The sequence below is a fragment of the Pseudoalteromonas sp. MT33b genome, from assembly GCF_014117385.1.
Classification (GTDB): domain Bacteria; phylum Pseudomonadota; class Gammaproteobacteria; order Enterobacterales; family Alteromonadaceae; genus Pseudoalteromonas; species Pseudoalteromonas lipolytica.
In genome coordinates this window covers 567,153-579,454 of the sequence record NZ_CP059832.1, presented here as the reverse complement: position 1 = coordinate 579,454, position 12,302 = coordinate 567,153, and the positions used below count along the sequence as shown (strand labels likewise).

At 41.7% G+C, this 12,302-nt stretch carries 13 protein-coding genes; 8 read left to right on the top strand and 5 right to left on the bottom strand.

Translation table 11 applies throughout. From position 1 onward, the window contains the following. The first annotated feature begins 9 nt into the window (after window positions 1-9). Window positions 10-276, top strand: a complete 267-nt coding sequence (locus H3302_RS19965; protein ID WP_259369905.1) for a DM13 domain-containing protein — start codon at window positions 10-12, stop codon at window positions 274-276. A 95-nt stretch (window positions 277-371) separates the two neighbouring features. Here H3302_RS19965 and ahpF read toward each other — a convergent pair whose 3' ends face one another. The 4 genes from ahpF to H3302_RS18500 all read right to left on the bottom strand — a co-directional run bounded on the left by ahpF (window position 372) and on the right by H3302_RS18500 (window position 4,442). Continuing rightward, entirely contained in the window at window positions 372-1,952 is a 1,581-nt protein-coding gene (gene ahpF, locus H3302_RS18515; protein WP_036972237.1) for an alkyl hydroperoxide reductase subunit F, read from the bottom strand. Between the two features lie 166 nt (window positions 1,953-2,118). Then, entirely contained in the window at window positions 2,119-2,688 is a 570-nt protein-coding gene (ahpC, locus tag H3302_RS18510) for an alkyl hydroperoxide reductase subunit C (RefSeq protein WP_036972239.1), read from the bottom strand. 206 nt (window positions 2,689-2,894) lie between these two features. Continuing rightward, window positions 2,895-3,398, bottom strand: coding sequence for a 2,4'-dihydroxyacetophenone dioxygenase family protein (locus tag H3302_RS18505; RefSeq protein WP_036972241.1), 504 nt, complete (start codon window positions 3,396-3,398; stop codon window positions 2,895-2,897). 42 nt (window positions 3,399-3,440) lie between these two features. Next, complete coding sequence (locus H3302_RS18500; protein ID WP_051501873.1) at window positions 3,441-4,442, bottom strand: NAD(P)-dependent oxidoreductase; 1,002 nt, start codon at window positions 4,440-4,442, stop codon at window positions 3,441-3,443. Window positions 4,443-4,592: 150 nt separating this feature from the next. On the opposite strand from H3302_RS18500, the gene H3302_RS18495 reads away from it, so the two are divergent. From H3302_RS18495 to H3302_RS18465, 7 genes are all read left to right on the top strand, one after another. Then, the gene (locus tag H3302_RS18495; protein ID WP_182396483.1) at window positions 4,593-5,627 is read left to right on the top strand and encodes an AraC family transcriptional regulator; all 1,035 of its coding nucleotides are present in this window, start codon (window positions 4,593-4,595) and stop codon (window positions 5,625-5,627) included. A gap of 81 nt (window positions 5,628-5,708) precedes the next feature. Further along, on the top strand, window positions 5,709-6,536 hold the full coding sequence (locus H3302_RS18490) for an SDR family NAD(P)-dependent oxidoreductase (RefSeq protein ID WP_182396482.1): 828 nt from the start codon (window positions 5,709-5,711) through the stop codon (window positions 6,534-6,536). Next, on the top strand, window positions 6,520-8,055 hold the full coding sequence (locus tag H3302_RS18485; protein ID WP_182396481.1) for an AMP-binding protein: 1,536 nt from the start codon (window positions 6,520-6,522) through the stop codon (window positions 8,053-8,055). Before H3302_RS18490 ends, H3302_RS18485 begins: the two co-directional genes overlap by 17 nt. 114 nt (window positions 8,056-8,169) lie before the next feature. After that, entirely contained in the window at window positions 8,170-8,589 is a 420-nt protein-coding gene (locus H3302_RS18480) for a DUF3429 domain-containing protein (RefSeq protein ID WP_036972248.1), read from the top strand. Window positions 8,590-8,643: 54 nt separating this feature from the next. Then, window positions 8,644-9,015, top strand: a complete 372-nt coding sequence (locus tag H3302_RS18475) for a hypothetical protein (protein ID WP_036972250.1) — start codon at window positions 8,644-8,646, stop codon at window positions 9,013-9,015. A gap of 4 nt (window positions 9,016-9,019) precedes the next feature. After that, window positions 9,020-9,820, top strand: a complete 801-nt coding sequence (locus H3302_RS18470) for a class I SAM-dependent methyltransferase (protein ID WP_182396480.1) — start codon at window positions 9,020-9,022, stop codon at window positions 9,818-9,820. A 2-nt stretch (window positions 9,821-9,822) separates the two neighbouring features. Continuing rightward, a complete protein-coding gene (locus H3302_RS18465; RefSeq protein ID WP_182396479.1) occupies window positions 9,823-10,812 on the top strand; it encodes a Gfo/Idh/MocA family protein in 990 nt (329 codons plus the stop codon). A gap of 15 nt (window positions 10,813-10,827) precedes the next feature. On the opposite strand, the gene H3302_RS18460 is transcribed toward H3302_RS18465, so the two are convergent. Further along, entirely contained in the window at window positions 10,828-12,177 is a 1,350-nt protein-coding gene (locus tag H3302_RS18460) for a flagellin (RefSeq protein ID WP_182396478.1), read from the bottom strand. Window positions 12,178-12,302: the final 125 nt, after the last annotated feature.

The window sequence follows — 12,302 nt, the reverse complement described above, 5'->3', positions numbered from 1 at the left end:
GGTGATGGGATGGTGTATTTAAGTAATGACGCAATCTCTATGCAAGGTAAACTTGCCCCTGGGCCTGATTATCAACTGTATTTATCTCACCAATTTATTGATAACGAAAAAGACTTCCTTTCCTATAAAGGCACAATGCAACGAATAGCCGAAGTACGCTCATTTAATGGCTTTAAAATACGTGTTCCGCAAGGCGTAAATATTAGCGAATACAACACCGTCATTATTTGGTGCGAAAGCTTTAATGAGTTCATTACCGCAGCGCGCTATCAATAAATAGTATGCAAAACAAAGCCGCCTTTGGAGAGGGCGGCTTTAAAGCGGCAGCTATGGGTGTTGAGCTGCCTAATCAAGAGTCTTTATTTATCCATTTAGGCTGCATTTTCAGTGTGTTGAGCCTCATCACTGTGGCGGATTAAATAATCAAATGCACCTAAACTTGCCGTTGCACCACTGCCCATGGCAATAATGATTTGTTTAAACGGTGTTGTCGTGGCATCACCCGCAGCATACACACCAGGTAAAGAAGTCGCCCCTTTACTGTCGATTTCAATTTCACCAAAGCGAGTCAATGACACATCTGAGTCTTTTAACCACTCAGTGTTTGGTACTAAACCGATTTGAACGAAAATGCCAGCCAGTGCAAGCGACTTTTCATCGCCAGAGACACGATCAATGTAGCTTAAACCTGTTACACGCTTGCCATCGCCAACAACCTCGGTTGTTTGCGCGTTTTTAATGATTGTGATGTTACTTAAGCTTTTCGCTTTACGAATAAGTACCTCATCTGCGCGTAATGTGTCAGCAAATTCAAGCACGGTGACATGCTCAACGATGTTAGCAAGGTCAATAGCTGCTTCAATACCTGAGTTACCCCCCCCGATCACTGCGACTGCTTTGCCTTTAAATAACGGGCCGTCGCAATGCGGACAGTATGCAACACCATGGCCGCGATACTCTTTCTCGCCCGGCACATTCATTTCACGCCAGCGGGCACCCGTTGCCAATACAACCGATTTGGCATTTAATACCGCACCATTTTCTAAGGTAATTTGATAGTTATCCTGTTTAGTTAATGACGCAGCACGTTGGTTTTGCATCACATCAACACCGTATTCTTTAACGTGCTCTTCAAGTTGCGCAACTAACTTAGGGCCTTCAGTTGCTTTTACAGAGATAAAGTTCTCAATGGCTAATGTGTCTGCAACCTGACCACCAAATCGCTCTGCGACCACTCCGGTGTTTAAACCTTTACGCGCTGAGTAAATAGCCGCAGAAGCCCCCGCTGGGCCGCCCCCTACAACTAATACATCGAATAACGCTTTGTCGTTCAGCGCATCAGCCTGTCGTGCTGCAGCTTTGGTGTCTACTTTATTTAAAATGTCGGTTAAGTTCACAGCACCTTGGCTGAACAATTCACCATTTAAATAAACAGCCGGTACCGCCAGAATATTGCGCTCGTTCACTTCATCTTGGAACAAAGCACCATCAATCATTGTGGCTGTTATGTTCTGATTGTGCGCCGCCATTAAGTTAAGTGCTTGTACTACTTGCGGACACGTCTGACAGCTTAATGAAATATATACTTCGAAATTAAGCGGGCCAGTTAATGATTTAATTTGTTCAATTTCAGCGTCTGACGCTTTGCTTGGGTGGCCACCTGTGTGCAGTAATGCAAGAACCAAGCTAGTAAATTCGTGCCCCATTGGCACACCGGCAAAAATAATTTGCGTATTGTTTACAGGTGAAGACACCACCATTGAAGGACGACGTACACCTTGGTCTGGGTTGTCTCGCACCGAAAATTTGTCGCTTAACGATGCTAAATCAGTCGCTAAGCTTTTTAGTTCTGTTGATTTATTGCTGTCATCCAAGGCGATAAGCAGCTCAACAGGGCTGGTAATAGAAGCAAAGTGGCTTGCTAATTGGTTTTTGATATTTGTATCTAACATGGCTTAGCCCTTGAGTTCAGAATAAATAATCTCGAAAAATGACAGGATTAACTGCCCACCACCCGCTAATGTGCTTAATGTGTGTGAGTTGTGATGGGCAATTAAATTCGTATTGCTCGCTTAAGCGAAGCGTGGCTTCGCTTAAGCACTTACGTGCAGTCGCAATTTAGATTTTGCCAACTAGGTCTAGTGAAGGAGCCAATGTTTCTTCACCTGGCTGCCATGATGCAGGGCATACTTCACCGTCGTGGTTCGCGATGTATTGTGCAGCTTGTACTTTACGTACTAACTCTTTTGCACTGCGGCCGATACCTAGGTCATGAGTTTCGATCACTTTGATTTCACCTTCAGGGTTCATTACAAATGTACCGCGAAGAGCAAGACCTTCATCTTCGATCATCACACCGAAATTGCGTGTAATGCGACCTGTTGGGTCACCGATCATTGGGAATTTGATTTTACTAATCGTGTCAGATGTATCGTGCCATGCTTTGTGAGTAAAGTGAGTGTCTGTTGATACTGAGTAAACCTCTACGCCCATTTCTTGAAGTTGTGCGTAGTAGTCTGCAACGTCACCTAACTCTGTTGGGCATACAAACGTAAAATCTGCTGGGTAGAAGAAGAAGATAGACCATTTACCTAGCACATCTTTTTCTGTTAGCTCTACAAACTCACCGTTGTGGTAAGCTGTTGCATTGAATGGTTGTAATTTTGTGTTGATTAATGAAGTGCTCATAGTTTTCCTCATTGATGTATTTAAAAGTTTAATTAACGCAGCCTTGCGTCTGCTTGATTAATACAATAGAGGTCTGAGCGATTAAAATAAAATTGATTGTTTAGATTAAATTAATTGATTTTTTAGATTGCAAACCTAAATTCTTTAAAAAGAATAAAGCCCTCAATCACTTACATGAATGAGGGCTTCTTTTCGTGGGAACGAAATTACTTATTAAAACCGTACAAACTCTTTGGTTTAATATATTTAGGTTCAAAACCTTGTTCTTTTGCAGCCGCTAACATGACTTGTTCAATCCAGCCTGCATCCATAATGTTCATGTAGTTACCATCGGGATCAAAATTAATGTTTGAGCCCATAACCACCATGAACGTATCAGTAACTTCGGTGTTTTCTTCAGGCACTTGGAATTGGTGAATAGAACCACCTGGTTCAAATAAATAGCTACCCGCTTTTTGCACATCATCTGGGTACTCTGTGTAATGCCAGCTACCAGACAAAGTATATAAATGTACAACACCAGTGTGAAAATGCTTTGGTAATACTGTACCGGGTTCAAATAAAACGCGTAATACCCATACCCCGTTTTCAGAATCAAGCATCAATGGGTAAATATGAACACCCGGTAATGCATTTTTTATAAGTTTTTCATCATTGGTATGAATCGTTAATAGAAAGTCTTGATGATTAATAATATCTGGTAATGCCATGTGTGTGTCCTCTTTTCACTTGCTTTAAATGTTGTTAATTGTTTAGTTAACTTTGACAGCAGGCTGTTCTGGAGCCGCTTTACAAAGTCCTTGCTCAAATGCCCATTGCAGTGCGCTCTGCATACCATGCTGCAAACTAAATTCAGGTTTATACCCTAATAAACGTTCTGCTTTTTCATTACTATAAGCGGCACTTTTACGGCTAAGCATGCGCATTGTCGACGGGTTAATATCTGTCGTTTTACCAACTAAGTGATAACACCACTCAATGAAGCCGGTCAGTTTCAATGCCAGCTTTAAATTAACAACCTTCACGTGCTTTTGACCCTGTGCCTGCGCTAAATAGTTAAAATATGTTTGATTTGTTACTTGTTCAGGCCCTGACAAATTAAAAATTTCGCCGCTAGCCTGCTCACTCATCGCACTTAAATAAATTCCTTTAACGAGGTCATCAATATAAACCGGCCCAAACATACCCTGTGGCACCATAAAGGTTCCTTTTGCAATTTCTTGCAAGGGGTAAGCTATCCATGGTTTTGACCCTGGACCATAGACATCGCCAGGTCGAATAATTGTTACATTCAACTTTTTACTGGCGTGATAACTTAAAGATAAGTGTTCACTCATCATTTTAGAATCGTTATAAGCACGCCCATCAGGGAGTAATGGCGCATCTTCGCTGATCGCTGTTTGCCAATCGCTGCCGTACACGGCCGTTGAAGAAATATGAATAAAGCGCATCACCGTGCCAGCATGTACTGCGGCATCAAGTAAATTTTTTGTCCAGCCGACGTTTGCTTGCCATGTTTGCTTGTAACTCAATGCATTAGACACAATAGCCGCAGTGTGAATGACTAAATCGCAGTCTTTGATCAAGTGACTAAAGCTCGCTGGCTCACTTAAATTACCCGACACAATGTTAAATTCATCACACGGCATCAAGTCAACACCGCATACTTGTACGCCTCTATCTTTAAAATACTGCGCAAGTTTGCGGCCAATAAAACCATTACCGCCACTTATAAAGACTTTTGTGTAATTCATTGCGTATTCCTATAAGTACTGTTAATGGCCTAATTTTAAATAGTAGACCATCATCGTTAATACATTGTTAAACTTTAATCGCTGTATTTACTTTACTTTTTACGCAATTTTTTTTACTTTTTACGCCAGCGCACTAAAAAAGAGCACATTATGCCCCGTTCACCCCACACACCTGACCTAATTAGAGTATCGGCTCTACATGGATACATCGAAATAATTGAAAGCAAGCTCATTAACCCTGATGCACTATTATCGCGCGTTGGGTTAGACAGAAAACAATTACAAGAGCCCAACAACTTCATTCAGTATCAGCAATTAATCGAACTGCTAGAAATCACAGCAAAAGAGCTCGACCTTCCTTATTTTGGATTAGAACTTGGTCGCTGGCAGAGTTTGAACATACTCGGCTCGGTTGGGTATTTAATGGGTAACTGTGACAGCTTAGAAATGGCACTAAAAAACTTAACTAAGTATTATCATGTCCATCAAAATAGCGCCGATCTTTTGCTCGAAATCGGCCAAGATTACGTGAAACTGTCGTTTTTAGTACGCAGCAAACTGAAGGTCAGTGTGTATCATGGAGCCGATTTAGCATTAAGTGTTGGCGTTAACTTACTTAAACAGCTTACGGATGATCAGATAAAGTTACACCGCCTCGAGCTCCCTCACAGCGCCAATACAAATACCAGTGTTTATCGTCAAGCACTCGGGCAAGTGCCAGTGTTCAATTGTCCGCACACCGCGCTAATCTTTGACAGAAAATACCTAAAGCTACCCATCAAGAACTCTGATAAACAACTATTTTCAATTTTGAGCCAACAACTTGGTCACCTTAATGACTCAAAAAGAGAAAATATTTCTGATCACGTTGAAGTGTTAATAAAACAGTATTTATTACACGAACAATTTGGCGTTAACTTAATTGCTGAAAAACTGTCTATGAGTTCCCGCAGCCTGCAAAGGCACTTAACTCAGCAAGGGACAACCTTTCGTGAGCTTGTTGATGACATACGCTGTAATCTTGCGCACCAGTACTTAACAGAATCAAGTTTAAGCTTGTCGAATATTTCAGATATTTTAAGCTTTTCGAACTACAGTGAATTTACCCGCGCATTTAAGCGTTGGTATGGCGTATCTCCGAAAGACTACCGTAAGTCATTACTGCATAATGGCGTAAAAAGTTAAAAATAGGTCGCTAAAAGCTAATTATTGCGTTAACAATTTATATATATTGATTCGCTAACTTCACTGATAAGCGGTCGTGCAATGATAAGAAGGGTGTTTATTACGGGTGCAAATAGTGGTTTAGGCTTTGAACTTGCTAAACAATACATAAAGCGTGGTGATGATGTCGCATTATTTGATATACGCTTTAGCCAGCAAAGTAAACATGCGCTTAGAACACTGAGCGATGATTCTCAATACATTGAATTTTTTGCTGTTGATATGGCCGATACGCAAACGTTGGCTGTTCAAGTTAACAATGCGGTCGTGGCCATTGGTGAGCCTGAGGTTGCGATATACTGCCCCAGAACTAAGAATATCGAGTCTTTAGCAAAGCACTCTGACACTAACAATCATTGTAGCCTACAAGCTAATATCATTCGCACTCTTAACTTTAGCGCCGTAATTCGTCAGTACCTCACCATGAATAGCCACCTTGCACTTATCACTTCACATGCCCCCATGACCCCTTTTGAATACGTGCAAGATCAACGTATTGCTGACGATGTAATCTTGAACTTTGCCAAAACACAACGCCAAGAATTAAAACCGGATGGCATTAAAGTCAGTGTAATTTATGCACCAGAGACCCCTTATTTAAGTGAGTGTGACCAACACAACTGCGCACACACAAACACTAAAATCATCAATAAAGTAAGTCGTTACTTAACACAAGACCGTCGCGTCACCAGACTGATGCGTGGATTAGATAAGCAAAAATTTATGGTGATACTCGGCTTTCAATCTAGACTATCTTATAGCTTAAGCCGTTATTTACCTGCTTGGATGATGACCCCTGTAATGAAGCGCATCATCAAACACTCTAATAAGAACAATATGCTAAGGAGTCCGAATGAACACACACGATAATCTCACACAGCTAATTGACCATACCTGTCAAACTTATGCTGACTTACCGGCCTACAACAGTGCTGGTAAAACATTAACTTTTAGTGATGTAGAGCAGCAATCTCGCTATTTGGCACAATGGTTTCAACAACACAGCGGCCTGCAAGTAGGTGACCGTATTGCGATTCAGTTACCCAATATTGTCGACTACCCTATCGTCACCTATGCAGCTCTTCGCGCTGGTTTAATTGTTGTAAACACCAACCCACTTTACACAGCAAGAGAAATGCTGCACCAATTCAATGATGCGGGAGTTAAAGCGATTGTGCTCCTCGACGGCTTAGCAGATAAACTCACGACTATCATTGACCAAACATCCATTAATACCGTCATAGTGACCGCAGCGGTTGGCTTGCCAGCAATCAAAGGCACACAACTCTCTCTCCCTGAGCTTATTGAGCAAGGTGAACAACTAGCCCCCCTTAAAGCACACAACGCAAACCGCGATGATATAGCGGTACTTCAATACACAGGTGGAACCACTGGGGTTGCCAAAGCAGCCATGCTTAGTCACGGTAATATTTTAGCCAACGCAGAACAAATGAATGAGCGTTTTGCTGAGATCATGCAGCCAGGCCAAGAAACGGGAATTTGTCCGTTGCCGCTCTATCACATCTACGCATTCACCGTGAATATGATTGGCTTATTCGCGATGGGTCAGTTTAACGTACTGATCCCGAATCCTCGTGATTTAGATGCTTTAGTTAAACAAGTAGAGCCTCACACCATTAATTACTTTTCAGGAATTAATACGCTATTTATTGGTTTATGCATGCATCCAGGCTTTAAAGCGCTTGATTTTTCACAATTAAAAATGACCGTTTCCGGAGGAGCTGCGCTGACCCATGCTGCTGCAGATGCATGGATGAAGGTCACTGGCTGCACAATTACCGAAGGGTATGGACTGTCAGAAACATCACCCGTTGCGACCTTAAATGATTTCAAGAAAGAAGAAATCGGCAGTATCGGCCGTACATTGTCTAATACCGTTGTAGAGATTTGGGATGAAAACGATCAGCCTGTGGCTGAAGGTCAATCAGGTGAAATTGTTGTGAAAGGCCCACAAGTCATGATGGGCTATTGGCAACGCCAAGATGAAACAGATAAGTGTATGAAAGGTGGTTTTTTCAAAACCGGTGACGTGGGATTACAACTGCCAAGTGGTAATTACAAAATAGTCGACCGTTTGAAAGACATGATTATTGTCTCTGGATTTAATGTCTACCCTAACGAGGTTGAAAACGTACTTTGTCAGCATCCAGCCATTTGTGAAGCGGCTGTGATTGGCGCTCAAGACGAAAAAACAGGTGAGCGAGTGTGTGCCTACATCACCTTAAAAGAGCCAATTGATGAGCAACAAGTAACAGACTATTGCCGTGAAAACTTAAGTGCTTATAAAGTACCCAAGTCGATTATTTTTATGGAAGAATTGCCCAAGTCAACGGTTGGCAAAATATTGCGTCGTGAATTACGTAAATAATAAAGCGATCGTTTTAGGCGCTTAACTGGTATAAAATACAACGAGTTTGATTAAAAGAAAAAGCATACCCGCAGGTATGCTTTTACTTATTTTATGTCGGTTTAAAAGGCAATTATGGAAAAGTTCATCAATCACATTCAACTTGGTTACTTAGGTCTACTTCCGTTTTTAGGCTGCGTAGGCTGGCCGCTGATCACGGGCAGTAGTGCCATTAATTTAGAGTTTTTCACTTTCTACAGCATAGCAATTTTGGCATTTATGGCCGGTAATTTATGGCATGCGGGCCAGCAAACTTATGCCGATGCCATCAAAGCCGTTTTGCCTATTATACCTATTGCCTTTTTGAGCTTTCTACCGCCAGCATGGATTCTGGCTTGGCTCGCAGCCAGCTTTTGGCTGGTGTTATTATTTGAAAAGAGCACACCTCAATGGCAAAACTACCACGTTGACTATCAAAAAATGCGCTTTGTACTTACCGGCGTGGTGTTTGTCTGCCATATATTTGTAATTGGTATTAGCGTCTATCCTGAGTAGCCCTTTCAGTGTGTTTGCGGTAACATCCGCGGCTCAGTTGTTTAAGGACTTGGTATGATAGATCAACTACGCGCTAAACTAGACCATCTTGGTGAGAACTACGTTGAAAAAGGTGCACACTTTAAAATTAAGGTGATCCCTTTTTTTTGTGCAATCCACATAAAGAAAGATCATAAAAATCAGGGGCTCATCACCTTTTACTCGAATCAACTTATCGAAATATTCTTAGCCGTTATGTTTTTATTGTTTGGCTTAATGCTCTTCGATACTGATGCAGGATTTACGCACGGCCCTATTCATATTGTGATTGCGGTGCTGTTAAGTTTTAACCTCATCTTAAAGCAAATCGCTATTGAGGGTTTAAAAACACGTTTAGCCTTGTGCCCTAAACTAGAAAATAGCGACCTCGCTGAGCAAGGTCACTGAGTCCATGTTTTTGGATCCAACGTGGCATATTTTAACGGTCGGTGATGGCGATTTATCGTTTTCGCATGCCATTGCCAAGCATGTAAAACCAGCACAGCTTACTGCTTCAACCTATGATGCAGCACAGACAATAGAACAGAAATACGCCGACAACGCCCTTTCACAACTGCGTACGTTAGGTATTCGTGTGCTCACAGAGTTTGATGTAACGAAACCCAGTGCTTGGCAACGCCTTGACCAACAACGTTTTGATGTGGTTATTTTTCAATTTCCACTCATTCCTGCATTCAAAAGTGAAGCCGCCTTTAAAGCACAAACAGGCTCTGGAAGCATGAATGTGCTGAATCGCGCATTGCTTTATCAATACTTAAAATATGCGCATCGCTTTGCACTTGATAAAAACGGCCCTATGCTGTGTTTTATTACTTCAAAAGACGTTAAACCTTACCGAGAATGGAACATTGAAGGGAGTTTAAACCAAGGTTTACCGTGTCATTATATTGGCCAAATGCCGTTTGATATTAGCCGTTTCCCAGGTTACAAAATTCGCAACGTCGACCGTGATAAGCATGTAAAAGACACCAGCGGCATCACGTATGTGTTTAGCAGTAAAAAAGACAACGACATCTGCTCAATGCTAACGATTCCGCCATACTTGGGTGAAAAACACTGTGCATTGTGTCGTGTGGGTCCCTACATGGCAAAAGAAGACGAAGACAAACATTTGCGCAGCAAAAAACACCTGCAAATGGAAAAGTTTGAACAAGACTGGCAGGCTTGGCTTGCACTTAATAGCGAGGAGTAAACATGAAATTTGTCATTGTGGGTACTAATTTTATCAGCGACACTTTTTTAGACGCAGCAACCCATGTTGAAGAATTCGATTTATACGGCGTATGTTCTCGTCAAGAGAGCACTGCTCGTTCGTTTTTAGCTAAACATACCAGCAATAATGCCAAAGTTTTCACGAGTATCGACGAAGTGTGCCAAGATAATCAGGTTGAAGCTGTTTACATTGCTGCGCCAAATAGTCTGCATAAACACTACGCAGTTATGTGTTTAGCCGCAGGCAAACATGTACTGGGTGAAAAACCATCAGCGGCAAATAGTACTGAGTTAAATGAAATTATTCTCGCGGCAAAAAAGCATCAGCGCCTGTATATGGAAGCGATGATGACCACTCACCTACCTAATTTCGCCATTCTTAAACACGCACTTACCAAAATAGGCACGCCGCGCAAATATATAGGTCAATATAGTCAGTACTCTTCGCGTTACGACAAATACAAAAATGGGGACAGACCCAATACCTTTTTACCTGAATTTGCTAACGGCGCCTTGGTTGATTTAGGGATCTATCCTTTGTATGTTTTGTTAGCTCTTTGGGGCGCCCCACAGAGTGTGCAAGCCAGTGGAGTTTTGCTGGAAACTGGGGTTGATGGTGCAGGTGATGTACTATTAAATTATGCCGATAAACAAGCAGTTATTAGTTATTCTAAAATTTCTCAAGGCGACAACTTTACCGAAATTCAAGGTGAAAAAGGCCGCATTAGAATCGAAGCGGTTTCTTTGTTAAAACGTATGCAGTTTATTGGTAATGATGGCACGGTTGAAGAACTTGCTCAGCCATTTGACGAGCATTTTATGCGCTATGAAGTAAGTCACTTTATAGCAGCAGCCAAAGCCGGACACATTGAGTCTGCTGTAAACACACACACCTTATCAAAACAGGTTATGGACGTGCTGGATACAGCGAGAGCTCAATTAGGTGTCGTGTATCCTGCTGATAATGACTAATAAGTCTGAGGGCAACTACTCTAGTTGCCCTAGCAAACTCAAAATACCCTCTTTTGTAATATTGCGAGCTTGCATGGCAACACTTACTCCCGCTTGCTGAACGATATCGAGTGATATTTTCTCAGCCATGACTTTTGCAAAATCGGTGTCTTCAATACGCTGATTCGCTGAACTTAGCATCAACGACTGGTTTGATTCATTACGGATGGTCGATTCAATCGCATTTATTTTTGCGCCTATTTCAGCCCTAAAGCCGCCAATACGTGACAATGCGGTGTCTATTCTCGTTATTGCATTTTGCGCTAAATTTTCGCTGCTTATGGTAATACCATCAATTGTTAACGAACCCGCACTGGCATCAATATCTTCAAACATAATATACCCCTCTTCGCCAATAGCACGGTCGGTTGATGTAACTAACATCGGGCCATCACTCGACTCAGTTGACGAGGAATTTAAGCTTCCCAACGTGTCCCAGCTAGCAGTAATATTGAAAAAGCCACTACCAATAACAGTTAATAACAATGGCTCAGTCACTGAATCAATGATCACTTCTTCATTTAAATTACTTGGATTGCCGTTTCCTGAATAGGTAAAGTTCATACCATTAATCGTTTGGCTATTTACTGCTGGAAAGTTATAGCCACCCCCCTGAAATAAATTGCCATTACTGTACGTTTCTGTTCCTTGGTAACCATTAGCCGGAGTGAATAAATTTGCCTCTATTCTATCTTGCACAGATGATAAATCTTGCCCAACTAAATGATCACCATTTTGAGTAAAAAGGTTTATATCATCATTAGCGCCATTATCATTTATTCGGATTCTAACGTTCGTTGAACCCGCTGGGATTAGGCCTAAAGAAATATCTCCTGAACCCATTCCTTGTTCAATATTATTCGAGAATACTTCATTTAATACCGGCACATTGTCCAAGTTAGTTTCCTGCTCTGGCTTTGACATTAATGGCTTTTTACCAAAAATTTCAGTGTCGGCTACAACGGTATTTATATGCTCCCTTAATTGCGAAAACTCTTCATTTAGAGCGGCTCTATCAATATCCGTATTAGAGCCATTAGCAGCTTGCAGAGCTAATGTTCGCATTCTTTGAAGCGCATCGGTGAGCGCCGATAAACCCGCATCGGCAACCTGTCCGTAGCTAATACCGTCTTGTAAGTTTCGAAGCGTTTGTTGCTTCACCGCGATTTGCGTTGTTAAGCGGTGGCTTATCTGTAAGCCTGCGGCGTCATCTTTCGCAGAGTTAATGCGTTTACCCGAGGCTAACTTCTCATAAGTCGAGGTAATTGATTGCGTGTTTTGTAGTGAGTTAGGCGTACGTAGTCGTGGCGAATTGATCGTCAACATTTTGTCTTCCTTGGCAAAAAAACTTAAACAATGCAAAACCCATACCAATTTACTAGTATATTATAATTAGAAATGACGCATTGTTCAGACATCGCTTGTTCACGAGTAAATAATCACAATAAATA